This window comes from Rugamonas apoptosis (assembly GCF_014042355.1).
Classification (GTDB): domain Bacteria; phylum Pseudomonadota; class Gammaproteobacteria; order Burkholderiales; family Burkholderiaceae_D; genus Rugamonas; species Rugamonas apoptosis.
In genome coordinates this window covers 270,905-293,107 of sequence record NZ_JACEZU010000002.1, presented here as the reverse complement: position 1 = coordinate 293,107, position 22,203 = coordinate 270,905, and the positions used below count along the sequence as shown (strand labels likewise).

General features: G+C 62.8%; 24 protein-coding genes. 13 read left to right on the top strand and 11 right to left on the bottom strand.

What is annotated here, in order from left to right:
• Positions 1 to 18: 18 nt before the first annotated feature.
• Genes H3H39_RS05005 through H3H39_RS04995 form a run of 3 tightly spaced genes read right to left on the bottom strand, consistent with a single transcriptional unit; the run spans position 19 to position 2,474 of the window.
• Positions 19 to 666: a response regulator gene (locus H3H39_RS05005; protein WP_182152207.1), complete on the bottom strand. Its 648-nt coding sequence runs from the start codon at positions 664 to 666 to the stop codon at positions 19 to 21.
• A gap of 24 nt (positions 667 to 690) precedes the next feature.
• The gene (locus H3H39_RS05000; protein ID WP_182152206.1) at positions 691 to 1,890 is read right to left on the bottom strand and encodes a sensor histidine kinase; all 1,200 of its coding nucleotides are present in this window, start codon (positions 1,888 to 1,890) and stop codon (positions 691 to 693) included.
• Entirely contained in the window at positions 1,887 to 2,474 is a 588-nt protein-coding gene (locus H3H39_RS04995) for a hypothetical protein (protein WP_182152205.1), read from the bottom strand. Before H3H39_RS04995 ends, H3H39_RS05000 begins: the two co-directional genes overlap by 4 nt.
• Before the next feature lie 103 nt (positions 2,475 to 2,577).
• Here H3H39_RS04995 and greB point away from each other — a divergent pair, with 103 nt between their 5' ends.
• Positions 2,578 to 3,144 (top strand): transcription elongation factor GreB, encoded by a 567-nt coding sequence (gene greB, locus H3H39_RS04990; protein WP_182152204.1) that lies wholly within the window; start codon positions 2,578 to 2,580, stop codon positions 3,142 to 3,144.
• A 71-nt stretch (positions 3,145 to 3,215) separates the two neighbouring features.
• On the opposite strand, the gene H3H39_RS04985 is transcribed toward greB, so the two are convergent.
• From H3H39_RS04985 to gmk, 3 genes are all read right to left on the bottom strand, one after another.
• Positions 3,216 to 5,495 carry a RelA/SpoT family protein gene (locus H3H39_RS04985; protein WP_182152203.1) on the bottom strand — a complete coding sequence of 760 codons (2,280 nt, stop codon included), beginning with the start codon at positions 5,493 to 5,495 and terminating at the stop codon, positions 3,216 to 3,218.
• Between the two features lie 101 nt (positions 5,496 to 5,596).
• Complete coding sequence (rpoZ, locus tag H3H39_RS04980; protein WP_005665923.1) at positions 5,597 to 5,800, bottom strand: DNA-directed RNA polymerase subunit omega; 204 nt, start codon at positions 5,798 to 5,800, stop codon at positions 5,597 to 5,599.
• Positions 5,801 to 5,824: 24 nt separating this feature from the next.
• Complete coding sequence (gene gmk, locus H3H39_RS04975; RefSeq protein ID WP_182152202.1) at positions 5,825 to 6,463, bottom strand: guanylate kinase; 639 nt, start codon at positions 6,461 to 6,463, stop codon at positions 5,825 to 5,827.
• A gap of 644 nt (positions 6,464 to 7,107) precedes the next feature.
• On the opposite strand from gmk, the gene H3H39_RS04970 reads away from it, so the two are divergent.
• From H3H39_RS04970 to H3H39_RS04945, 6 genes are all read left to right on the top strand, one after another.
• Positions 7,108 to 7,563 carry a hypothetical protein gene (locus tag H3H39_RS04970; protein WP_182152201.1) on the top strand — a complete coding sequence of 152 codons (456 nt, stop codon included), beginning with the start codon at positions 7,108 to 7,110 and terminating at the stop codon, positions 7,561 to 7,563.
• Between the two features lie 271 nt (positions 7,564 to 7,834).
• Positions 7,835 to 8,482: a DcrB/PsbP domain-containing protein gene (locus H3H39_RS04965; RefSeq protein ID WP_182152200.1), complete on the top strand. Its 648-nt coding sequence runs from the start codon at positions 7,835 to 7,837 to the stop codon at positions 8,480 to 8,482.
• A 143-nt stretch (positions 8,483 to 8,625) separates the two neighbouring features.
• Entirely contained in the window at positions 8,626 to 8,946 is a 321-nt protein-coding gene (locus H3H39_RS04960) for a hypothetical protein (protein WP_182152199.1), read from the top strand.
• Positions 8,947 to 9,044: 98 nt separating this feature from the next.
• Positions 9,045 to 9,572, top strand: coding sequence for a hypothetical protein (locus tag H3H39_RS04955; RefSeq protein WP_182152198.1), 528 nt, complete (start codon positions 9,045 to 9,047; stop codon positions 9,570 to 9,572).
• A 46-nt stretch (positions 9,573 to 9,618) separates the two neighbouring features.
• Positions 9,619 to 10,329 carry a GNAT family N-acetyltransferase gene (locus H3H39_RS04950; protein ID WP_311196856.1) on the top strand — a complete coding sequence of 237 codons (711 nt, stop codon included), beginning with the start codon at positions 9,619 to 9,621 and terminating at the stop codon, positions 10,327 to 10,329.
• An 84-nt stretch (positions 10,330 to 10,413) separates the two neighbouring features.
• A complete protein-coding gene (locus H3H39_RS04945; RefSeq protein WP_182152197.1) occupies positions 10,414 to 10,815 on the top strand; it encodes a hypothetical protein in 402 nt (133 codons plus the stop codon).
• Between the two features lie 314 nt (positions 10,816 to 11,129).
• Here H3H39_RS04945 and H3H39_RS04940 read toward each other — a convergent pair whose 3' ends face one another.
• Positions 11,130 to 12,020, bottom strand: a complete 891-nt coding sequence (locus tag H3H39_RS04940; RefSeq protein WP_182152543.1) for a YicC/YloC family endoribonuclease — start codon at positions 12,018 to 12,020, stop codon at positions 11,130 to 11,132.
• An 88-nt stretch (positions 12,021 to 12,108) separates the two neighbouring features.
• Between H3H39_RS04940 and H3H39_RS04935 the strand changes: the two genes are divergently transcribed.
• The 3 genes from H3H39_RS04935 to rph are packed head-to-tail and all read left to right on the top strand — an operon-like array spanning position 12,109 to position 14,898.
• A complete protein-coding gene (locus H3H39_RS04935) occupies positions 12,109 to 13,119 on the top strand; it encodes a serine/threonine protein kinase (protein WP_182152196.1) in 1,011 nt (336 codons plus the stop codon).
• A gap of 30 nt (positions 13,120 to 13,149) precedes the next feature.
• A complete protein-coding gene (locus H3H39_RS04930; RefSeq protein ID WP_182152195.1) occupies positions 13,150 to 14,145 on the top strand; it encodes a PP2C family protein-serine/threonine phosphatase in 996 nt (331 codons plus the stop codon).
• 18 nt (positions 14,146 to 14,163) lie between these two features.
• A complete protein-coding gene (gene rph / locus H3H39_RS04925) occupies positions 14,164 to 14,898 on the top strand; it encodes a ribonuclease PH (protein WP_182152194.1) in 735 nt (244 codons plus the stop codon).
• Here the strand turns inward: rph and H3H39_RS04920 are convergent.
• The gene (locus tag H3H39_RS04920) at positions 14,861 to 15,826 is read right to left on the bottom strand and encodes a LysR family transcriptional regulator (RefSeq protein ID WP_182152193.1); all 966 of its coding nucleotides are present in this window, start codon (positions 15,824 to 15,826) and stop codon (positions 14,861 to 14,863) included. The genes rph and H3H39_RS04920 overlap by 38 nt on opposite strands.
• Positions 15,827 to 15,924: 98 nt before the next feature.
• Here H3H39_RS04920 and H3H39_RS04915 point away from each other — a divergent pair, with 98 nt between their 5' ends.
• The 3 genes from H3H39_RS04915 (at position 15,925) to hemW (ending at position 18,918) form a co-directional block, all read left to right on the top strand.
• Positions 15,925 to 16,938: an NADP-dependent oxidoreductase gene (locus H3H39_RS04915; protein WP_182152192.1), complete on the top strand. Its 1,014-nt coding sequence runs from the start codon at positions 15,925 to 15,927 to the stop codon at positions 16,936 to 16,938.
• A 151-nt stretch (positions 16,939 to 17,089) separates the two neighbouring features.
• The gene (rdgB, locus tag H3H39_RS04910) at positions 17,090 to 17,674 is read left to right on the top strand and encodes an RdgB/HAM1 family non-canonical purine NTP pyrophosphatase (RefSeq protein WP_182152191.1); all 585 of its coding nucleotides are present in this window, start codon (positions 17,090 to 17,092) and stop codon (positions 17,672 to 17,674) included.
• Positions 17,671 to 18,918 carry a radical SAM family heme chaperone HemW gene (gene hemW, locus H3H39_RS04905; protein ID WP_182152190.1) on the top strand — a complete coding sequence of 416 codons (1,248 nt, stop codon included), beginning with the start codon at positions 17,671 to 17,673 and terminating at the stop codon, positions 18,916 to 18,918. Before rdgB ends, hemW begins: the two co-directional genes overlap by 4 nt.
• 41 nt (positions 18,919 to 18,959) lie before the next feature.
• Here hemW and H3H39_RS04900 read toward each other — a convergent pair whose 3' ends face one another.
• From H3H39_RS04900 to H3H39_RS04890, 3 genes are all read right to left on the bottom strand, one after another.
• Complete coding sequence (locus H3H39_RS04900) at positions 18,960 to 19,859, bottom strand: CopD family protein (RefSeq protein ID WP_182152189.1); 900 nt, start codon at positions 19,857 to 19,859, stop codon at positions 18,960 to 18,962.
• Positions 19,860 to 20,228: a copper homeostasis periplasmic binding protein CopC gene (copC, locus tag H3H39_RS04895; protein ID WP_182152188.1), complete on the bottom strand. Its 369-nt coding sequence runs from the start codon at positions 20,226 to 20,228 to the stop codon at positions 19,860 to 19,862.
• Between the two features lie 100 nt (positions 20,229 to 20,328).
• A complete protein-coding gene (locus H3H39_RS04890; protein WP_182152187.1) occupies positions 20,329 to 22,080 on the bottom strand; it encodes a methyl-accepting chemotaxis protein in 1,752 nt (583 codons plus the stop codon).
• Positions 22,081 to 22,203: the final 123 nt, after the last annotated feature.

Below are 22,203 nucleotides of genomic sequence, written 5' to 3'. Positions count from 1 at the left end.
CCCTCGCGGGCGCCGCCCTTACTCGATCAGCTGGTTCTTGATGGCGTAGTGGGTCAGTTCGGCGCTGTTCTTGAGTTTCATCTTGACCAGCAAGCGGGCCCGGTATTCGCTGACGGTCTTGACCGACAGCGACAATTCCTTGGCGATGGCGCCCACCGTCTTGCCCGATGCGATCATGGTGAGGGTCTGGTATTCGCGGTCCGACAGGCAGTCATGCGGCGGCGCCTCGTGGTCTTCGCCCACGTGGTTGGCCAGTTCCTGGGCCAGTGCGGGGCTGATGTACTTGAGGCCGCCGGCCACCTGGCGGATCGCCGTCACCAGTTCGCGCGGCGCGCTCTGCTTGGTGAGATAGCCGGACGCGCCGGCCTTGAGCGAGCGGATCGCATATTGATCTTCGCGGTGCATGGACAGCATCAGCACGGCCAGTTCCGGCTTTTCCTTCTTGATCTGCTTGAGCACTTCGATGCCGCTGCGGTCGGGCAGGGAGATGTCGAGCAACACCACCTGGCAGTCGGCCTTGCGGAACAGCTTGATGGCGTCCAGCCCGTTTTCAGCCTCGCCGGCCACGACGATGTCGCCCGTTTCGGCCAGGATCTGTTTCAAGCCTTCGCGCACGATGGCGTGGTCATCGGCGATGAAGACCTTGATGATGGCTTTTTCTGTCATGGATGGATCTTCTGCAGGGTTGCGTTATTTCACAGTGGAAACACTCTGATCCGCTATTGTAGCGCCGCTGGCGGCTGGAATGGCGGCCGGGTGTACGCCATCGCGTTTAATTTTGACGGCTACCACGGTGCCGCCGCCCACGGCGTGGCTCAGCGTCAACGTGCCGCCCAGCGCGCGCGCCCGTTCCGTCATGCCGCGGATGCCGAACGACTCCGGTTTGGCGCGGTCGCCCTGCCAGATGCCGCCGCCGTTGTCGCTGATTTTCAGGCCCACGTGGTGGCGGGTACGGGCCAGCTTGACGGTGACGCGGCTGGCGCCGGCGTGCTTGGCGATGTTGGTGAGCGCCTCTTGCACGATGCGGAACAGGGCCGTGGTCTGGTCGTTGTCGAGCGCGAACTCGCGGGCGTTGGCGCTGAACGCGCAGTGCACCCCGGCCTGCTGCTCGAATTCCTTGCACAGCCATTCGAGCGCGGCCACGATGCCCAGGTCCAGCAGCGGCGGGCGCAAGTCCAGCGAGATGCGGTGCACGGCGTCGATGGTGCGGTCGACCAGCGCGTCCACATAGGCCGCCTTGTCGTGCAGCGCCGCATCGCCCTCGGGCAGGCGGGCCGCCAGCATGGCCAGCGCCATCTTGATGGCCGTCAGGTTGCCGCCCAGGTCGTCGTGGATTTCGCGCGCGATGCGGGTGCGTTCCTGTTCCTTGACCTTTTCGATGTGGGCCGTCAGCTCGGCCAGCCGGGCGCGCGACTGGCGCACTTCCTGCTGCTCGCGCCGGCTTTCCGTGATGTTGGTCATGATGCCTTCCCAGCGCACGCCACCGTCGGGCAGCAGGTGCGGGGTGGCGCGCAGGTTGATCCACTTGATGTCCTTCCAGGCCTCGATCCAGATCCGGCCTTCCCAGTTCCAGCTGGCCAGGGTGGTGGCGGAGGCTTGCATGGCGTCCAGGTAGGACAGCCGGTCCGGTTCCAGGATCAGGGCCAGGAAGCACTCGGGCGCCGCGTGCAGGGCGGCCGGCGTCAAGCCCAGCAGGGCCTGGCAACCATCGCTCAGGTAAGGGAAGCACACGCGCTGGCCGGCGCGCAGTTCGAACTGGTACACCAGGCCGGGCGTGTTGGAGACGATGGCGTCCAGGCGGGCCCGGACCTGGGCCAGCTCGGCGGCCACGGCGGCCGGGTCGGCGGCAGGGGCGGGGACGGGGGCGGTGGAGGCGGTGGGATCAGTCATTGTTCGTGGTCATCGGAAAAATCGTGGCGGCGCGCGCGCCAGCGGGCCGCGTAACGGCGCAATACCCGGGTTGGCCACCAGCGCTTGCGCGGCAGGCGGCGGCGCCAGTGGCGCACGGCGGCGGCCAGGGCCTGCACTTCGCGCCACGGGGCGCTGGCGCGCAGGCGGGCGATCCAGCGTTGCTTGAGGGCCAGGAACCAGTGCAGCAGGCGGGCGAACCAGGCGATGGTGAGCAGCGTGGGCCGGGTCAGCGCATACAGCCGCGCCACCGCCGCCGCGCCTGCCACCTTGGCCGTCACGATCACGGCCAGGCCCATGAGGGCGTGGCCATGGGCCATGGCGAACAAGGCCAACAGCTTGACGGGAAACAACATCATGGCCGGCAGCACGAACACGGCCAGCGCGGCCCCCGGGCGCAAGCCTTGCAGCCAGGCTTCGAGCCGGCGCAGCGGCGGCCAACGGGCCAGGTAGGCCATCAGGGCCGCGCCCAGGTCCCACAGCCAGTCTTCCAGCAGCAGGAGCAGGGCGGCCACATAGACCAGGGGCGCCGTCAGCCGGCGCCGCGCGGAGGGCGAGAGTTTCATGCCGGGAAGGCCGGCTGGGCGAGTGCGCGCATCCGTGGATCATACGTGAAAAAACGTGCGCTGCGCAGGGCGCCGGCCAGCCGCTAGCCGCTACAATAGGCGTATGAACAAAGCCTTTGTCAAAGAATCCGACCATGACGACGATGAGGAAGCGGCCGCGCTGGCGCTGGCCATCCCGCCCGGGTCGAAGAACTACATCACCCCGGCTGGCTACCAGCGCATCAAGGATGAGCTGCTGCAGCTGATCGATGTCGACCGGCCGGAAGTGGTGCGCATCGTGCACTGGGCCGCCTCCAATGGCGACCGCTCCGAAAATGGCGACTATATATATGGCAAGCGGCGGCTGCGCGAGATCGACCGCCGCATCCGCTTCCTCACCAAGCGCCTGGACTTGGCGGCCGTGGTCGATCCCAGCGTGCACCATGGCAGCGAGCAAGTTTTTTTTGGCGCCACCGTCACCTATTGCAACCAGACGGGGGCGGAGCGCACCATCACCATCGTCGGCATCGACGAACTCGATCCCTTGAAGGGCAAGATCAGCTGGGTGGCGCCGGTGGCGCGCGCGCTGACCAAGGCGCGGGTGGGGGATGTGGTCAGTTTCCAGGCGCCGCACGGGATGGAGGAGCTGGAGATATTGGAAGTGAGCTATCCGGCACCGGAAGCGGGTTAAACCGGCGAAAAAATTGGGGACGTAACACAATTTGCGTCAGCGCAAATTGAGTTACGTCCCCAAATTTTTGATCAGCTGCGCTCGCGCAGGATGCGGTTGACGCCGGCCACCCGGCGCACGTTGCGCAGCAGGCCGGCCAGGTGGACGCGGTCCTTGACCTGTATCGTGAAGCGCAACTGGTGCAGGATGTGTTCCTTGTCCTCGTCCATGCCCACGTAGGTGATGTTGGCGTCCGATTCGCCGATCTCGGCCGCCACCCGGGCCAGGATGCCTTTTTCGTTGTTGATCAACAGCTTGATGCGGCAGTCGAAACGTCGGTTCAGCTCCGAACCCCACTTGACGGCGATCCAGCGGTCCGGCTCCTTGCTTTTCTGGCGCTTGGCCAGCGTGCAGTCGCTGGTGTGCACCAGCAAGCCCTGGTCGCGCCGCAACTGGCCGATGATGGCGTCGCCGGGAATCGGCAGGCAACACTGGGCCAGTTGCACGGACACGCCTTCGCTGCCGCAGATGGTGACAGGATCCAGCTCCGTCGCGCTGTTGTGGTCGATCGGTGCGCTGGCCGATTCGCCGCCCTTGAGGCCGAAGATGTGGCGCGCCACCAGTGCCGCCATGCGCTTGCCGATGCCGATGTCGGCATATAGTTCATCCAGCGACTTGGCGCTCGACTCGTTCAGCAAGCGTTCCACCAGCTGGTCTTCCATCGACGGGTCGATGCCCAGCGTGGTCAAGGCCTGGGCCAGCAACTGCTTGCCCAGCGTGATAGATTCCGGCAGGTTGATGGTGCGCAGGTGGTGGCGGATGGCCGAACGGGCTTTGCCGGTGCGCACGAACGACAGCCATGTCGGGCTGGGCCGCGAATTGCTGTCGGTGACAATCTCGACGATGTCGCCATTGCGCAGTTCCGTGCGCAGCGAGGCCGCTTCGTTGTTGATGGTGACCGATACCGTATGGTCGCCGATGCCGGTGTGGATCGAATAGGCGAAGTCGATCGCCGTGGCGCCGCGCGGCAGGGCGATGATCTTGGACTTGGGCGTGAACACGTAGACGGAATCGGGGAACAGATCGACTTTGACGTGTTCCAGGAATTCGGCCGAGTCGCCGGTCTGCTGCTGGATATCGAGCAGCGATTGCAGCCACGCATGGGTGCGCTGCTGCAGGTCCGACAGGTTCGAATCGCCATTCTTGTACAGCCAGTGCGCCGCCACGCCCGATTCGGCCGTGCGGTGCATTTCCTGGGTGCGGATCTGGAATTCCACCGGCGTGCCGTAGGGGCCGATCAGCGTCGTGTGCAGCGACTGGTAGCCATTGAGCTTGCGGATCGCGATGTAATCCTTGAACTTGCCCGGCATGGGCTTGTACAGCGAGTGCAGCGTGCCCAGCGCCACGTAGCAGTTGGGGAAGCTGTCGACCACCACGCGGAAACCGTACACGTCCAGCACCTGCGAGAACGACAGGTGCTTGCTGCGCATCTTCTTGTAGATGCCGTACAGGGTCTTTTCGCGGCCGTACACTTCGGCCTGGATATTGGCCATGGACAGCGTGCTCTTGACCGCTTCCAGGATTTTCTTGACCACTTCGCGCCGGTTGCCGCGGGCCGCCTTGACGGCCTTGGACAGGGTGCGGTAGCGCAGCGGGTACAGGTGGCAGAACGACAAGTCCTGCAGTTCGCGGTAGATATTGTTCAGGCCCAGGCGGTGCGCGATGGGCACATACACTTCCATCGTCTCGCCGGCGATGCGGGCCTTTTTGGCCGGCGCCATCACGTCCAGCGTGCGCATGTTGTGCAGGCGGTCGGCCAGCTTGATCAGGATCACCCGCACGTCCGAGGCCATGGCCAGCAGCATCTTGCGGAAGTTTTCCGCCTGCGCTTCGATCTGGCTCTGGAACTCGATCTTTTCCAGCTTGGACAAACCATCTACCAGGCTGGCCACGGGCGCGCCGAAGCGCTCGATCAGTTCTTCCTTCTTGACATCCTGGTCCTCCATCACGTCGTGCAGCAGGGCGGCCATGATGGCTTGCGCGTCCAGCTTCCAGTCGGCGCAGATCTCGGCCACGGCGATCGGGTGCGAGATGTAGGGCTCGCCCGATTTACGCACCTGGCCCAGATGCATCTCGTCCGAGAAGCGATAGGCTTCCTTGACCTTTTTCAGGTCGGCGGGAGTCATGTATTCGGCCAGTTTTTCCGTCAGGTGGGTGACCGAGGCGACGCCGGCGGTGACGGTGGGCGTTGCCAATGGGGAGGAAACGGGAGCGGCGCTTGCCGCGGACGTGGCGATACTGGCGCCAGCCGCCGAGGGCGGATTCTTGGCGCGGGTGCCGGTGGGGAGGGTGTCGGCAGGAGTCAGGTTCATCTTGTTCGCGTTCCGTCGCAGTGAAATGGTCAACACGCCAGCTGCATTATTGCAGAACTGCCCAGGTCCTGACCACCATCACCATGGAACGCGGGTGCCACTTACATGGGAACCTTTTTCAGCATTTCCAGACCGACTTTGCCGGCCGCGATTTCGCGCAGGGCGACCACGGTTGGCTTGTCCTTGGCTTCCACTTTAGGCGTGTGGCCTTGCAGCAACTGGCGTGCGCGATAGGTGGCGGCCAGGGTCAGCTGGAAGCGGTTGGGGACATTCTTGAGGCAATCTTCAATCGTGATGCGGGCCATCTTAACTCCTAAAAGCGGGTGTATTTATTCTGCGTGGATGCCCAGTTGGGCGAAGAGCGATACGTTGCGGGCCGCTTGTTGCGCAAACCGGCAACGGGCCGCTCGGACGATCGCGCTCAGCTCGGACAGGGCGACCGGGAAGTCTTGGTTGATAATAACATACTCGAACTCCGGCGCGTGGGCGATTTCGCCGCCGGCCGCCAGCAGGCGCCGGGTGATCACGTGGGGCGCGTCGGTGGCGCGTTTGTTCAGGCGCTCTTCCAGCGCGTCGATCGACGGCGGCAGGATGAAGATGCCGGCCGCCTGCGGGAATTGCTTCTTGACCTGGCGCGCGCCCTGCCAATCGATTTCGAGCAGGATATCGGTGCCGGTCTGCATCTGCTGTTCCACCATGATGCGCGAGGTGCCGTAGTAATTACCGTGCACTTCAGCCCATTCCAGGAACTCGCCAGCCTGGGCGCGGGCCACGAAGTCTTCCGCGCTGGTGAAGTAGTATTCCTTGCCGTGGGTTTCGCCCGGACGGGGGGCGCGGGTGGTGGTGGAAATCGACAGCTTGATGGCCGGTTCCTGCGCCAGCAGCGCGTTGACCAGGGTCGATTTGCCGGCGCCCGACGGCGCCACCACCATGAACAGGCTGCCGGAGAAGGCGGTAGGTTGGCTCATGTTGATCTTTCCAAACGTGGGCGTCGCCCAAAGGGGCATTTTACCAAAAGCAATGAATGGATGCCAGTTTGGCGCAGGAGGTGTTGACTTGCGCGCAAAGGTATAAAAAGAACGATCATTGCAACTTGTGGTGGCGCACTGCGCGAGTGGGCGGTTGCGCTCCGGTTGATGTTTAGCGGTGGGAACGTGTCGATGGGATGGCTTGGGAGATATTTTGGACCTGACGGGTGACATTTCGGCATCATCGGAAATCTAACTGACTGACCGATATGCAAGATGACGAGTCATGTGCCCTAATCGGCCAGGAACGGACCGTCCGACCATCTAGCCACTGTAGACCGTCCCCAGGGATAGCGTCGAATACGCAACTGGCTTGGCACAAGGCCTAACTGGAGCGGAACCCGCCGAGCGGCAGCGCACGCTAATCCCCGTGCCGACGAAATACGAAGATGAGGATTACGGACCAAGTTTGGGTTAGCCAAGCGGATGCGCTGTCAACGCATCGAGCCGCCGCCCCGGTTTTTGCGTCGCGCGATTTTGTCTTACATCTTGCCGCCGAAATAGGGCACACTGGACAATGTGATCAAAAAATCAATCACGCACATCCTACGATTTTCCTACCTTGACCAAAGGGGAAGCAATCCATGTCATTCGACCTCAAGAGCATCTTCCAGCACGGCCACGTGCGTTACGATGGCGTTCGCAGAATCAATATCTATCTTATGCGGCTGCTGTATATTTTGATGCTACTTTTCCTCGGCAAGGACTCGTGGACTTTCATCCTGGCCCATACCGGCCCCTGGGAGTCCTACGAAGCGATGGCATGGAGCGTGTGGGCTGCGTTTGCGTCGCTGGCCCTGCTGGGCCTTCTGCAACCGGTGAAGATGATTCCGCTGCTGCTGCTCGAAATATTTTATAAGGTGCTCTGGTTACTGATCGTGGCCTATCCGCTCTGGAAGGCCGATAAGCTGGCGGGCTCGCATGCGGAAGGCATGACCTATATGTTCTTGCTGGTTGTCCTCGCGATAGTCGCCGTGCCATGGGGATTTGTGTTCAAAAGCTATGTATTCGGCTTCAGGAAAACCGGCACCGCCGTGTGATCCACCGGCGCGGGATATCGTTCGAAACGTTTAGTATGCCAATCGACCCTTTGACAAGCTGTTGCTGCTCGTGTTTGCAAAGTGGCGAAGCGCCGATGAGTTCGATATCCTGACCGCATACAATCGGCCCAGAGCCGACATGGATATGGACATTGCCAGTGCAGGCCAGCAATCACGGCTGTGAAACACATCCAACAGCGTGGAAAACCGTGAATTTGTCATTTATGAAATCTGATATCTTTGATACTTTTCGATTTTTGGGATGACAACCATGCGCAATAACTTACTTTTCCTGACGGTGTTGACGGCAGCCTTGGCTGCCTGCGGTGGTAGCAGTACCAACGCAGGCGCAGATACTGCGGCCCCCACAGAGGCGGCGATAAGCGGGGCGGTGAGCGGCATGCCGACCGGTGTAACGGTGCTGTTAAAAAATGGTGATGTTGAAACGCTCGCCGTTACGGGGGGCGGTGTTTTTACATTCAATAAAAAAGTGGCTGCGGGCCTTGCTTATAACGTTACGCTGGTCACCCAACCGAGCGGTTACAACTGCAACGTGCTGAGTGGAAGTGGCACAGTGCCACAAGGAGTGACAAGTGTTCCGACGGTAGTAGTCACCTGTCAACCGGCCGCTCTTGCCTTTGCCAATTTCAATGTCGGCGTGACGGTTTCTGGATTGGCTTCTGGCCAGAGTGTTACCTTTGCCAACGGCGCGAGCGTTTTGACTGTCACGGACAACGGCCTGTATCTGTTTGCGGATAATTACGCCAAGCAGGCCGTCTACGCAGGGCGCGCGGGTGGCTACGAGGTGACTGTAAAAACCAATCCAATAGGGCAGACCTGCACGCTCACTGGTGGCTCCGGAGCTTTGAGTTTCGGTGACTTTGCCAACTTCGTCAACGTTCAAGTGTCGTGCAAGTAAGGCGGCATTACTCATTCTCAAAGATACCAATTTTCTGAATTAATTAAGGTAACGCAAAGTGTCCGCGACGTGGCACAACACAATGTGCCGGCAGGCCGAAGTCGGCCAATTGCTGACATCAGAGATAGCTAAGGAATGAGCCAATGATGTTGAAAGTTGAACAAATCGAGAATCTGATACTTGAAGCTGAAGAATTCCTTCACACCTCGAAGGTGACGAAAAATGGGGCGGAGCTTGCGAGCCGCTTGCGAACGAAATCTGTGGACCTTCAATGCAACAAGGCCACTGAGTTCTCTCCAGACGTTGAGAAGCTGATTGTGCTGGCCGCGAAGGTTGCTGTTCTTACTTACGGTCCACGAGCTGTCGAGTTAGAGCCCTACGAGCGAGACGTTTACTACTACAAGGCATTCAGCCCCCAGCCCCCAATCGTTGCCGAATATGACGTCTTCAAAGGGGCGTTGTAGTTGCCTTGGTGAAAGCCTGATCCTGCTCACAATGACCTACAGTTTTGGGAGGCCGAAGTCGGCCAGGACCGGCCACTCGCGTTTAGGAAAGGTCATCAATGCCCCTGATTCGTCCTCTGCTGCTGTGTGCACTATCCATCATCCCTAGCGCGAGCTGGGCGTGTCGTGCCCCTCCCGCCGAACAACTCGTCAACCCTGATGTTCAAATAGCGCTGGCCAATGACATCGTGCTAGCGAAAGTGATCAGCGCGGCGCGTCGGCTCGAGAATGGTCGAGAGGTCGATTATCAGTTCCTTGCCGTAAAACGATTGACGGGACGTAACGAGCAGTTGTTCTCTTTGTTGGGTCGCGCGCCGGGACGCAGCCGCGACACGACGTTTGACCACCACCAGGACGCCGCCTTCTGGCGTAGAGGCGGGGGACGCGTGATGAACGACACTGATTGCGTCATATACCCTGACTTCGTCGTCGGAAAAACGTACCTGGTGTTCCGGGATCGTCCCGTAACATGGCGGAGTTTCGAGGAAATCGACACAGCGGATGGTCGCTCGTTAGATGACGACAAGTGGTTCGCCTACGTACAAGCCCACGTTCGCCGACAGAGGAACGTGGACCCGCAACGTTAAGAGGGAACGTCCGGTACAGAGCGTCTTCAGCCCAGAGTTAGAATTCGTGAGTTTTGCAGATAAGCAAGCTGCTAACCTGAGGGCGTCGGCCGAATTCGGCCAATTGCTGCCTTTGAATATCAACCCAATGAACCCTGATCTCGCACTCATCGAACGCTGGCTTATCGGCAGGAGCCTTGCCCGTGGCTTGCCACTTCCCTTCCATCAAGCCGGCGGCCTGTGCGTCGAGGTTGGCAACGCTGTGGAGCTGCGCCGCCATGTGTTCCTTGACGCTGGGCTGGCCCTTCAAGCCTGCGCTAAGCAAATTCACGTGCCGCGCGTCTACCTGAAGGCGGCGGTTGATCCAGGCACCCTGCGTTCGGCGTTGCCGGGCCATTGGAGAATCGAAGACATTGGTTATCTCATGCAGGGACCGACAGCCATGGTTGCCAATACAGAGCTACCGCAGGACTATCGCATCACGCTGGAAGCAGAGCATGGTGGGTACATCGCCCGCATCATGCACGTCAGCGACACGACAGCTGCTTTTGGACGCATTGCACTGCGGGTGGGCTGTGCCGTATTTGACCAGATCGTGACCGACGAAGCGCATCGACGTCTCGGTCTTGGCACCGTGGTGATGAAGACTTTGGACTCGATGGCCGAAAGGGCCAGAAAGACCGAGCGGCTCTTGGTCGCGACGAAAGACGGGCGCGCCCTCTATGAAAAACTTGGCTGGCGAGTGCTCTCGCCATGGTCCACCGCCGTGCTGCCATAGCGGTAATTCGTACAGCTGAAGACAGTTGACGGCCAAAAACAGTCATTGGCGACGTGTTGACGACATCGACCCAGAAGGTGTGATATGAGCACACTCGCAGTAGCAGGTTTCCTGATTTTGCTATCGGCTCTCTGGTTAAAGTTCGGAACCAGTCTGCCGAGGAGATATCGAGCCCGGAAATGCGAAGGCGCTCAGTGGCGAAGTGCATTCCCTCAAGCGACAAAGGACGAGATTCGGGAATTTCTATCGCTCTTCACCTCTGCATTTGCCTTTCGAGATAGTGAAAGGCTGAAGTTCAGCCCACATGACCGAGTATGGGAAATCTATCGCGACCTATATCCGAACCGTTGGGTAGCAGACGCGATGGAGCTTGAGACATTGACTGACGACCTAAGTGCGAAATATGGGATTGCACTTAGTGAAATTTGGAGCGAAAAACTGACGTTAGGCGACGTGTTCGCAGTCGTTCAGCGTTCTCGCGTTTGAGTGTCAGCTCATGCTTTCACCGTCGGCTTCGGGGCGGAAACGGACCATCGTCGGACGTCAAGTGTCAGCAAAGTCTGAGCCAACACGCACTATAAGAGGCCAATGGTCGGCAAGTTCACGTCCTCCGAGTCATTGTGTAACAACCTCGGCTCGCGATCATCACCCGCTGCTGGGAGCGGCGGCCCACTAGCAACCCTGAACCACGGGCGAATCCATCCTGTGACCGGATGGTACGGCATCCAATGCCGCGCCAAGACTACATAGCAAGAGCTGAGCAGTGCAATAGGGCGCCGGGAGACGCCCCGCGCTAGCCCTTACTCCAGGTTCTGCACCTGCTCCCGCATCTGCTCGATCAGCAGTTTCAGTTCCATCGACGCGTCGGCCAGTTCCTTGACGGAGGCTTTGGCGCCCAGGGTGTTCGCTTCGCGGTTCAGTTCCTGCATCATGAAGTCCAGGCGTTTGCCGACCTGGCCGCCTTTTTTCAGGATGTGGCGGGTTTCCGTCAGGTGGGCCGAGAGCCGGCCCAGTTCCTCTGCCACGTCGATGCGGATGCCGTACAGGATCACTTCCTGGCGGATGCGCTCCAGCGCGTCCTGGCGCGACAGCGACGAGTTCGAACCCTGGCAGGCCAGGCCCAGCGCGTCCTGCATGCGTTCCACGGCTTTCTGCTGGAAGGCGGCCACCACTTGCGGAATCAGGGGCGTGATACGCTTGACGATGGCTTCCATGGCGTCGATGCGGGCCGTCAGCATGGCTTCCAGCGCCGCGCCTTCGCGCTGGCGGCTGGTGACGAAGGCGGCCACGGTGCGGGCGGTGAGGGCGGCCACGTCGGCCTGCAGAGATTCCTGGCCGATCTGGGCTTCCTCGATCACGCCTGGCCAGCGCAGCAATTCCGCCACAGTCATGGCGGGGGCGTTGACGAAGTGCTTGCCCACTTCGAGTTGTAATCGTTGCAATTCACCGAGCAGGGCCATGTTCAGCGCGGTGCTGCCGCTGGTGGCGGCCTTGCGTCCGAAACTGAGACGGATTTCCACTTTGCCACGGGTGATGGCAGCCATGACGGCGGCACGCAAGTCCGGTTCGAGCGCGCGTAAATCGTCGTTTATTCGAAACTGCAGGTCAAGAAAACGCGAATTTACGCTCTTGATCTCGATCGTCAAGGTTCCCGCCGCGCTCTCGCTGGTGGCAACCGCGTAGCCTGTCATGCTGGAAATGCTCAATGGATGTCCCCGGTTAAATCTTTACAAATCAGTGAATTATCCACACAATCCGGTTGTTGAGGCGAGGAAACTTATGGCTGCACAGAACAACGCTCCGTTGCCGGATGGACTGGAAATTGCTGGATATCGCATTGTAAAGAAAATTGCGTCCGGTGGGTTCAGTATTGTTTATCTGGCGTATGACCCGGACGGCAATGCGGTGGCGATCAAGGAATATCTGCCCAGTTCGCTGGCGTTACGCCAGGAAGGCGAATTGGTGCCCGCCATTTCCAAGGCCAACCTGCCTGTGTTCCGCATCGGCCTCAAGTGCTTTTTCGAGGAGGGGCGGGCGCTGGCCCGCATCGCCCACCCCAACGTGGTGAGCGTGCTCAATTTCTTCCGCGCCAACGACACGGTCTATATGGTGATGGCCTACGAGTCGGGCCACTCGCTGCAGGAACACATTGCGCGCCTGAAGTCCAAGGGCAGCCGGCCCAACGAGGTTTTCATCCGCCAGATCTTCACCCAGGTGCTGCGCGGGCTGCGCGAGGTGCACGCCAACAAGTTGCTGCACCTGGACCTCAAACCGGCCAATATCTATCTCCGCACCGACGGCACGCCCATGCTGCTCGACTTCGGCGCGGCGCGCCAGACCGTCAACACCGACCTGCCCAAGCTCACGCCCATGTACACCCCCGGCTTCGCGCCGCCTGAGCTGTACACGCGCAACGCGACCCTGGGGCCGTGGACGGATGTCTACAGCATCGGCGCCTCGATGTTCGCCTGTATGGTGGGATCGCCGCCACAACCGGCCGATCAGCGCAAGACTGAGGATAAAATGGAGGCACATTTCCAGAAGCTGGACGGCCTGTATTCGGAGGAGCTGGTCAAGCTGGTGCGCTGGTGCCTGGCGCTCGATCCGCTGGCCCGCCCGCAAAGCCTGTTCGCCTTGCAGAAGGTGCTGCAGGCGCCGGCCCCGGAAGCGCCCGCGCCGGCGCCCCAGGGCACGCTGGAAAAGCTGAGCGGCGGCTTGCGCGGCCTGGTGGGCCGCCTGGGCGGCATGGGACGCGGCAAGGACAAGGCAGGGCCCGACACGCAGCAATAACGGCGTCAACAACCGACACAAGGCATCACCATGCAATTCTCCGTGTATCAGGAAAGCCATATCGGCGGCCGCAAGGTCAACCAGGACCGCATGGGCTACAGCTTCACCCGCGACGCGCTGCTGCTGGTGCTGGCCGATGGCATGGGCGGGCACCTGCGCGGCGAGGTGGCGGCCACCATCGCGCTGCAGACCATCTCCACCATGTTCCAGCAGCAGGCCACGCCGTACGTGAAGAAGCCGGAGCGTTTCCTGGAGCTGTCTTGCATGGCCGCGCACCATGACATCCACCGCTACTGCGCGGCCAACAACCTGCCGGACACGCCGCGCACCACGGTGGTGGTGTGCCTGGTCCAGCACAACACGGCGATCTGGGCCCATGTGGGCGATTCGCGCCTGTACTGGCTGCGCGGCGGCAAAGTGCTGGCGCACACGCGCGACCACTCGCATGTGGAAAGCCTGATCGCGCGCGGCGTGGTGCCGCCCTCGGCGCGTGCCACCCATCCCGACCGCAACAAGCTGTATAACTGCCTGGGCGCGGGCGTGGTGCCGCGCATTGAATTGTCGGGCCGCGCCAGCCTGCTGCCGGGCGACCAGCTGTTGTTGTGCTCCGACGGTTTGTGGTCTATGCTGCCGGACGAAGACATGGCGCACCGGCTGGCCACCCAGACGGTGGTGCGCGCCGTGCCGGACCTGGTCAGCACGGCGCTGGCCAAGGCCGGCGCCGGCAGCGACAACGTGACGGCGCTGGCCATCATGTGGCAGGGCGGCGGCGTCACCGACGGCATCGCCAGCGTGACGGCGCCCGACATGTCCACCGTGATCTCGACCGAGGCGCTGCCCGAGGACCTGCACAGCACCACCATCCACGGTGGCGCGCCGACGGAAGCCAAGCCGGCGGCCGACGCCGAGCAGGCCATCGACGCCGCGCCGGCGCCGGAAGCGGACGCCTTCAACGACGACGAAATCGAACGCGCCATCGCGGAAATTCGCGGGGCGATCGAAAAATCCTCCCAAATACTGAAATAGACTGACATAGGAAACTTGATGACTTTTGTATCCCGCCCCAGCGGCCGCGCCGTCGATGCGCTGCGCACCCTGCGCCTGACCCGCGATTACACCAAGCACGCCGAAGGTTCGGTGCTGATCGAATGCGGCGACACCAAGGTGATCTGCACCGCCAGCATCGAGGAAAAAGTACCCGGCTTCCTGAAGGGTAAAGGCCAGGGCTGGATGACGGCCGAATACGGCATGCTGCCCCGTTCCACCCACACCCGCATGGACCGCGAGGCCGCGCGCGGCAAGCAGTCCGGCCGCACCCAGGAGATCCAGCGCCTGATCGGCCGCTCGCTGCGCGCCGCGTTCGACCTGGAGGCCATCGGCGAACGTACCCTGCACCTCGATTGCGACGTGATCCAGGCCGACGGCGGCACCCGCACCGCGTCCATCACTGGCGCCATGGTGGCCGCTTACGACGCCTTCTCCAAGCTGGTGGCGCGCGGCGCCGTGCCGGCCATCCCGCTCAAGCACTTCGTGGCCGCCATCTCGGTGGGCGTGTACCAGGGTATGCCAGTGCTGGACCTGGACTACGTGGAGGACTCGGGCTGCGACACCGATATGAACGTGGTGATGACCGACGCCGGCCATTTCATCGAAGTGCAGGGCACGGCCGAAGGCGCGGCCTTCGACCGCGCCAGCATGAACCGCCTGCTGGACCTGGCCCAGGGCGGCATCGCTGATCTGATCAGGATGCAGAAGCAGGCGCTGGGCCTGGCGGACTGACGTCTCCCATGCGCTGCTGGAGAAAGTCGACAAAGGCGACCGTCTTCAGCGCCAAAAAGTCGCGCGCCGGGTAGACGGCGTAGCTGGCCGGCGCCGGCGGCAGCCGGCAATCGGCCAGCACCGGCACCAGCTCACCCTTGGCCAGCTCTTCGCGCGCCAGCGCCTGCGGGATGCGCAGGATGCCGGCGCCGGCCACGGCGGCTGTCACCAGCGAGCCGCCATCATTGATCTGCAGCGGGCCATCCACTCGCACCACATACGGCCCCTCGTCGCCGATAAACGTCCATTCGTCATACACCCTGCCGCCGTTGGCGTACAGCAGGCAGGCGTGCGCGCGCAGATCCTGCGGCGTGGCCGGCGTGCCGGCGCGCGCCAGGTAGGCGGGGGCGGCCACCATGATGGTGACGTTGTCGGCCAGCTTGCGTGCCACCAGCGTGGAATCGACCAGGTTGGAGGTGCGGATGGCCACGTCGATCTGCTCCGCGATCAGGTCCACCAGCCGGTCTTCCAGTTGCAGCGACACTTTCACTTGCGGGTACATGGCCGTGAACTCGGCCAGCAGCGGCGCCAGCGGGCGGCGCGCGGCGATCGAGCACGAAACGCGCAGCAGGCCGCGCACCTGCTGCTGATACTGGTCGGTGATGTCGGCGATGCGTTCCAGCGCCTGTTCGATCTGCTGCGCCTGTTGCAGCACCAGCGCGCCGATCTCCGTCAGCGCCAGGCGGCGAGTGGAACGCTGGATCAGGCGTGCGCCCAGCTCCAGTTCCAGCCGCGCCAGCTGGCGCGATACGACGGACTTGCCGCACCCGAGCTGGGTGGCGGCCGCGCTGATGCTGCCGGCCCGCACGATGGTGGCGAAGATGGCCAGCCGCTGGGAATGGAGGGCGGGAGCGTGGAATGTGGAGTTGGAAGGGGAGATTGTCGCCATATGGGCAACAATGTAATGCTTAATTGATGACTAATCAAGCATCATACCAACGCCTATACTGCTGTTTGTTATCCATCATTTCGCGAGCACAGACCACCATGTCCACCACCAATCACCAATTCCTGCTGGCCCGCCGTCCCGTGGGCGCCATCCAGCGCAGCGATTTCGACTACGCCGCCACGCCCGTGCCGGCGCTGGCCGACGGCGAACTGCTGATCAAGCTGGAATACATCTCGCTCGACCCGGCCATGCGCGGCTGGATGAACGCCAGCGAGGATTCCTACATGCCGCCGGTGGCCATTGGTGAAGTGATGCGCGCCATCGCCGTGGGCCAGGTGGTCGAGTCGCGCCATGCGGGCTTCGCGGCCGGCGATCATGTCACCGGCCTGCTGGGCGTGCAGGAATATGCCGTCTCGCGCGGCCAGGGCTTGACCAAGGTCGATCCCAAACTGGCGCCGCTGCCGCTGTACCTGGGCGCGCTGGGCATGCCGGGCCTGACGGCTTATTTCGGTCTGCTCGACGTGGGCCAACCCAAGGCCGGCGAAACGGTGGTGGTGTCCGGCGCGGCTGGCGCGGTGGGTGCCGTGGTGGGCCAGATCGCCAAGATCAAGGGCGCGCGCGTGGTGGGCATCGCCGGCGGCGCGGACAAGTGCCGCTACCTGGTCGACGTGCTGGGTTTCGACGCGGCCATCGACTACAAGAGCGAGAACGTGGCCGAGGCGCTGCGCGAGCACTGCCCGCAGGGCGTGGACGTGTATTTCGATAACGTGGGCGGCGAGATCCTGGACGCGGTGCTGAACCGCCTGGCGCTCAACGCGCGCATCGTGATCTGCGGCGCCATCTCGCAGTACAACAACACCACGCCGGTGCGTGGCCCGGCCAACTATTTGCAATTGCTGGTCAAGCGCGCCACGATGAAAGGCGTGATGGTGGCGGACTACTACCCGCGTGCGATGGAAGCCATCGTCGCCATGGGCGGCTGGATCGCGGCCGGCAAACTGAAGACCCGCGAAGACGTGGTGCAGGGCCTGGACACCTTCCCCGAAACCTTCCAGAAGCTGTTCGACGGCAGCAATAACGGCAAACTGGTGCTCAAAGTGACGCGCGGCTGACGCCAGCCATGCCTGCCAAGCCAGCCAGGCCTGCTGCGCCGCCGACCAGTGCGGAGGGGCGCGGCGGGCATGGCCGTTGGCGTTTGGGTTTACAATGGCGGCACTTCCAGCCCCGCGCGCGGGGCGCATTGCCACTCTAGCCAGATTACCCATGACCCAACGTCTCATCCTTGCCTCCAACAACGCGGGCAAGCTCAAGGAATTCAACGAACTGCTGTCCACCGTCGGCTTCTCCGTGCACGCGCAAGGCGAATACAACGTGCCCGAAGCCGAGGAACCGCACATCACTTTCGTCGAGAACGCGCTGGAAAAGGCGCGCCATGCATCGCGCCTGACCGGCCTGCCTGCGCTGGCCGACGATTCCGGCGTGTGCGTCAACGCGCTGGGCGGTGCGCCGGGCGTGTACTCGGCGCGTTACGCGGGTGAGCCCAAGTCGGATGCGGCCAACAGCGCCAAGCTGATCGCCGACCTGGCGTCGCATGCCGACAAGTCGGCTTATTACTACTGTGTGCTGGTCTACGTGCGCCATGCCGACGATCCGCAACCGGTGATCGCCGAAGGCCGCTGGAACGGCGAGATGATCGCTGAAGCGCGGGGCAACGGCGGCTTTGGCTACGACCCGCATTTCTACATCGCCGCGCTGGGCAAGTGCGCCGCTGAACTGTCGTCGGACGAGAAGAACGCGCTGTCGCACCGTGGCCAGGCCTTGCGCGCATTGGTTGAGAAATTGCGATGATCCCGATCAAAGTCGCAGGCGCCCCGCTCAAACCAGCCATGGCGACCGCCGACGCGGCCGGCGCCGCCGTCAAATACCTGCAACCGGGCGCCTTGAACCTGCAGGCGCTGCCGCCGCTGTCGTTGTATGTGCACTTCCCGTGGTGCGTGCGCAAGTGCCCGTATTGCGACTTCAACTCGCATGAGGCCAAGGGCGGCGATTTCCCCGAACAGGAATACCTGGACGCGCTGCGCGCCGACCTGGAAATGGCGCTGCCGCTGATCTGGGGCAGAAAGATTTATACCATTTTCATCGGCGGCGGCACGCCCAGCCTGATGTCGGCGGCGGGGCTGGACCGGCTGCTGTCGGATCTGCGCACGCTGCTGCCGCTTGATGGCGACGCTGAAATCACGATGGAAGCGAACCCCGGCACGTTCGAAACGGAGAAGTTCCGCGCCTACCGCGCCAGCGGCATCAACCGGCTGTCGATCGGCATCCAGAGCTTCGACGCGGGCCATTTGAAATCGCTGGGCCGCATCCACAATGGCGATGAGGCGCGCCGCGCGGTGGAAATCGCCCAGGCCAACTTCGACAACTTCAACCTCGACCTGATGTACGCGCTGCCGTCGCAAACGCTGGAACAGGCGCGGCTGGACTTGGAAACGGCCATGTCGTTCAAGCCGCCGCACCTGTCGCTGTATCACCTGACGATGGAGCCCAACACGGTCTTCGCCAAGTACCCGCCGGCGCTGCCGGACGACGACGCCAGCGCCGACATGCAGGACATGATCGCGGAACTGACGGCGGCCAACGGCTACGGCCAGTACGAGGTGTCGGCCTACGCCCAGCCGGGCCGGCAGGCGCGCCACAATCTCAATTACTGGGAGTTTGGCGATTACCTCGGCATCGGCGCCGGCGCGCATTCCAAGCTGTCGTTCCCCCATCGCGTGCTGCGCCAGGCCCGCTACAAGCAGCCCAAGAGCTATATGGAGCAGGTGCGCAACGGCACGCCGGTGCAGGAGGAATTCGAGATCGCGCGCGAAGACATGGGCTTCGAATTCATGCTCAACACGCTGCGGCTGCACGGCGGCTTTTCGCCCAACCTGTTCGCCGAACGCACGGGCATGAGTTTGAACGCGATCGACAAGACGCTCAACGCGGCCGAGGCCAAGGGCTTGCTGTACCGTGACCACCTGGTGATCCGGCCGACGCAACTGGGTCAGCGTTTCCTGAACGATTTGCAGGAGATGTTCCTGCGGTCGTAAGCGAACACCTTCGCCGGGGTCAGTGCCGCTGACCCCACTTCTTACAGCGCTGTCGGCGGCTGCTGCGATATCAGCATCGAAGCGGCCAAAACTGCTGCCAGCAAGAACACGCTTTCTATCCGCAGTGCTGCGCGAACCTGTTCCAGGCCTCGTTGCGAACGGCTGGCGGCGGGCAAGCCGATGAATTTGTTGTAGCCGCCCAGCGCGATGGCGGCCAGCACCAACGCCACTTTCGCCAGCAAGGTCGCGCCGTAGGCCGTGTGCAGCAAGTGCTCCGGTGTCCCCACACGGTGCCAGGCGCTGTACACACCGGTGATGAGGATCGCCATCACCGCCGCCATGGCCGCTTGCGACATGCGGTTCAGGTAGCGGTCCTGAGCACCGATCACGCGGGCGTCGACCCGCGCGGCATCGAGCGCGAACCATGCGGAAACCAGCACCGCGCCCGTCCACACGCCGATGGCCACAAAATGGATGGCCTCCGCCGCCAGCGCCAGGGACCAGTAGCCATCTTCGCCGGCATGCCCCATCGATGCGCGCGTCAACGCGAATACGCACAACGCCAGAACGAGCGCGAGATCGCCAGCCCGGCTGGAGGCGCCGGTCCAACGCAGGACAAACAGCGCGGCCATGGCCGCGTTAGCGACGCAGCCGGCACGGCCATAATCCGTCCCGGTCAACATCACCCAGAACATCGGGCAGGCTTCCCTCAGACCGACATCGCCCATGATCGCGGTGGCCGCCAGCAGGCTGGCCGTGCCACTGATGACACCCAGTCCCGCAGCCATCAAATCGAGCCGGCGCAGGGCGGGCTCGAAATCATTCCGCTTGGCGCCGTTGGCACGCATCCAGAAGCGCGCGCACCATGACCCTGACAGCCAGATGAAACCGAGATTGAGCAGGAACGCCGAAGCTATCTGCAGCAGCGATACCGCATCCACTCACTTCACCGAGAACTTGAAGTCGCCCTTGCGGCGGTGGCCATCATGCCCGGCCACTGCCCAATTGACCGTATAGGTGCCCGAAGCCAGCGCTGGTACGGGCAGTCGCAGGATGGCCGGGTTGCTGGCATCCACCTTGGCCTTGTCCGGCGCCACGTTCTTGCCCTGGCTATCGGCGATGGTGATGCTGCTGAAGGCCGGCTCAACTTTTTCGTTGAAGGTGAGCGTGACTTCGTTGGGAGACGCGTCGACGGTGGCGCCCGCCGCCGGGTTGGAACTCTTCAGGCTTGCGTGCGCGGCCGCGAACGGGCTGGCCAGCGTGGCGGCGGCCATGGCGGCGATGATCATGACGGTACGGAGTGCATTCATTCTTGGCTTCCTTCTACATTGCGTGATTCGGTGTGGCGACACTACACCTTACCATCGGCGGAAGGTCAAGAAACTTTCAACGATCAAAACAAGCGGCGTATCAGAACTCTTCCCAGTCCTGATCGCCGCCCACCGTGGCCGGTTTGCTCGGGCTGGGCTTGGCCTTGGCCTTGGCCTTGGCGGGCGAGGGCACGGCTGCCAGGCGCTTGGCTGCCGGCGCCGCTGGACGCGCGGGCGCCTTCGGAGCCGCCACCGCCGCCGCCCTGATCGGCGCGCGCACCGGCGCCGCCAGCATGGCTTCGTTACCGAGTTTGAACGATCCCACCACGTCGGCCAGCCGCGCCGCCTGCTCCTGCATGCTGGCCGCGGCGGCGGCCGCTTCCTCCACCAGCGCCGCGTTTTGCTGCGTGACGTGGTCCATCTGCGTGATGGCCGTGTTGACCTGGTCGATGCCCGTGCTTTGCTCGCTGCTGGCGGAGGTGATCTCGCCCATGATGTCGGTCACGCGCTTGACGCTGGCCACCACCTCCTGCATGGTGCTGCCGGCCTGCTGCACCAGCCGTGCGCCCTGGTCCACCTGTTCCACCGAGTCGCTGATCAGGGCCTTGATTTCCTTGGCCGCGCCGGCGCTGCGCTGGGCCAGGTTACGCACTTCCGTCGCCACCACGGCGAAACCGCGCCCCTGTTCGCCGGCACGGGCCGCTTCCACCGCCGCATTCAGCGCCAGGATGTTGGTCTGGAAGGCGATGCCGTCGATCACACCGATGATGTCCACGATTTTCTTGGCCGAGGCGTCGATCGAGCCCATGGTGTCGACCACCTGGCCGACGATGGCGCCCCCTTTTTCCGCCACGTCCGACGCGGCCTGCGCCAGCTGGTTGGCCTGGCGCGCGTTCTCGGCGTTCTGGCGCACGGTGGAGGTCAGTTCCTCCATTGACGATGCGGTTTCCTCCAGCGAGCCGGCTTGTTCCTCCGTACGCGACGACAGGTCCTGGTTGCCGGCCGCGATCTGGCTGGACGCAGTGGCGATGGTGTGGGTGCCTTGCTGCACCTCGCTGACCACGTTGCGCAGCGCGTCGTTCATGCTGTGCAGGGCCTTCATCAAATCGCCGATCTCGTCGCGCGAGGTCGGCTCGTTGAACGCGGTGGTCAGGTCGCCCCTGGCGACGATGCTGGCGATGTCGACCGCCGAATGCAGCGGCGCCGTGATGCTGCGCGAGATGAGCCACGCGGCCAGGCCGCCGACCACCACCAGCAGCACCGACAATATCATTTGCAGCCGGGTGCCGCGATCATTGGCCGCTTCGATCGCCAGCGCCGTGTCGTCGATGGCCTTGCGCTGGTAGGCCAGCAGCGCCTTGACCTTGTTCTGGTAGGCCGCGGCGGCTGGCGTGAACACTTGCTGGTACAGGCGTTCGGCCTCGGCCGCATCGCCTTTTTTGCGGGCCGCCATCACGGCGTTCTTCGACGACTGGTAGGTATTGCGCACGGCGAGGGCCTGTTCGTACAAGGCCTTTTCCTCGGGCGTGACGAGCAATTCCTTGAGGCTGTTCAGCAGCGCCGTGCCTTGCTTGACGCTGTCGGCGATCACGTCGGCGAAGGTGACTGACAGCGTCTCGTCCGTGCTGCGGGCGATCAGCGCCGTGCGGGCGATGGCCGAGTAGATCAGCACATACCAGTCCGAGACGATGCGCTCCTTGGCCAGCGGCTTGGACATCATCAGTTTGGTCGCCTCGGCATTGGCGCGGGCGTCCACCAGCGCGACGGAAGTGGCGAACACGGACATGAGCAGCACGGTGGCGAAGCCGATCGACAGGCGCGTGCGGATGCGCAGATGGGACAGGAATCTCATGGCGGAGTCTCCGTGAAAGGCCGGCGTGCCACGGGGGATTTTGGGGGCGGCGGCGCTGTTAGTATGCGCTCATGCGCCGCCCTCCGGCATGAAATTTTCTGTCATTTTTGTTGCTTTTTAGAA

Coding starts and splice junctions, on each gene's coding strand:
- H3H39_RS05005 (WP_182152207.1), bottom strand. CDS start 666: ATGACAGAAAAAGCCATCATCAAGGTCTTCATCGCCGATGACCACGCC.
- H3H39_RS05000 (WP_182152206.1), bottom strand. CDS start 1,890: ATGACTGATCCCACCGCCTCCACCGCCCCCGTCCCCGCCCCTGCCGCC.
- H3H39_RS04995 (WP_182152205.1), bottom strand. CDS start 2,474: ATGAAACTCTCGCCCTCCGCGCGGCGCCGGCTGACGGCGCCCCTGGTC.
- greB (WP_182152204.1), top strand. CDS start 2,578: ATGAACAAAGCCTTTGTCAAAGAATCCGACCATGACGACGATGAGGAA.
- H3H39_RS04985 (WP_182152203.1), bottom strand. CDS start 5,495: ATGAACCTGACTCCTGCCGACACCCTCCCCACCGGCACCCGCGCCAAG.
- rpoZ (WP_005665923.1), bottom strand. CDS start 5,800: ATGGCCCGCATCACGATTGAAGATTGCCTCAAGAATGTCCCCAACCGC.
- gmk (WP_182152202.1), bottom strand. CDS start 6,463: ATGAGCCAACCTACCGCCTTCTCCGGCAGCCTGTTCATGGTGGTGGCG.
- H3H39_RS04970 (WP_182152201.1), top strand. CDS start 7,108: ATGTCATTCGACCTCAAGAGCATCTTCCAGCACGGCCACGTGCGTTAC.
- H3H39_RS04965 (WP_182152200.1), top strand. CDS start 7,835: ATGCGCAATAACTTACTTTTCCTGACGGTGTTGACGGCAGCCTTGGCT.
- H3H39_RS04960 (WP_182152199.1), top strand. CDS start 8,626: ATGATGTTGAAAGTTGAACAAATCGAGAATCTGATACTTGAAGCTGAA.
- H3H39_RS04955 (WP_182152198.1), top strand. CDS start 9,045: ATGCCCCTGATTCGTCCTCTGCTGCTGTGTGCACTATCCATCATCCCT.
- H3H39_RS04945 (WP_182152197.1), top strand. CDS start 10,414: ATGAGCACACTCGCAGTAGCAGGTTTCCTGATTTTGCTATCGGCTCTC.
- H3H39_RS04940 (WP_182152543.1), bottom strand. CDS start 12,020: ATGACAGGCTACGCGGTTGCCACCAGCGAGAGCGCGGCGGGAACCTTG.
- H3H39_RS04935 (WP_182152196.1), top strand. CDS start 12,109: ATGGCTGCACAGAACAACGCTCCGTTGCCGGATGGACTGGAAATTGCT.
- H3H39_RS04930 (WP_182152195.1), top strand. CDS start 13,150: ATGCAATTCTCCGTGTATCAGGAAAGCCATATCGGCGGCCGCAAGGTC.
- rph (WP_182152194.1), top strand. CDS start 14,164: ATGACTTTTGTATCCCGCCCCAGCGGCCGCGCCGTCGATGCGCTGCGC.
- H3H39_RS04920 (WP_182152193.1), bottom strand. CDS start 15,826: ATGGCGACAATCTCCCCTTCCAACTCCACATTCCACGCTCCCGCCCTC.
- H3H39_RS04915 (WP_182152192.1), top strand. CDS start 15,925: ATGTCCACCACCAATCACCAATTCCTGCTGGCCCGCCGTCCCGTGGGC.
- rdgB (WP_182152191.1), top strand. CDS start 17,090: ATGACCCAACGTCTCATCCTTGCCTCCAACAACGCGGGCAAGCTCAAG.
- hemW (WP_182152190.1), top strand. CDS start 17,671: ATGATCCCGATCAAAGTCGCAGGCGCCCCGCTCAAACCAGCCATGGCG.
- copC (WP_182152188.1), bottom strand. CDS start 20,228: ATGAATGCACTCCGTACCGTCATGATCATCGCCGCCATGGCCGCCGCC.
- H3H39_RS04890 (WP_182152187.1), bottom strand. CDS start 22,080: ATGAGATTCCTGTCCCATCTGCGCATCCGCACGCGCCTGTCGATCGGC.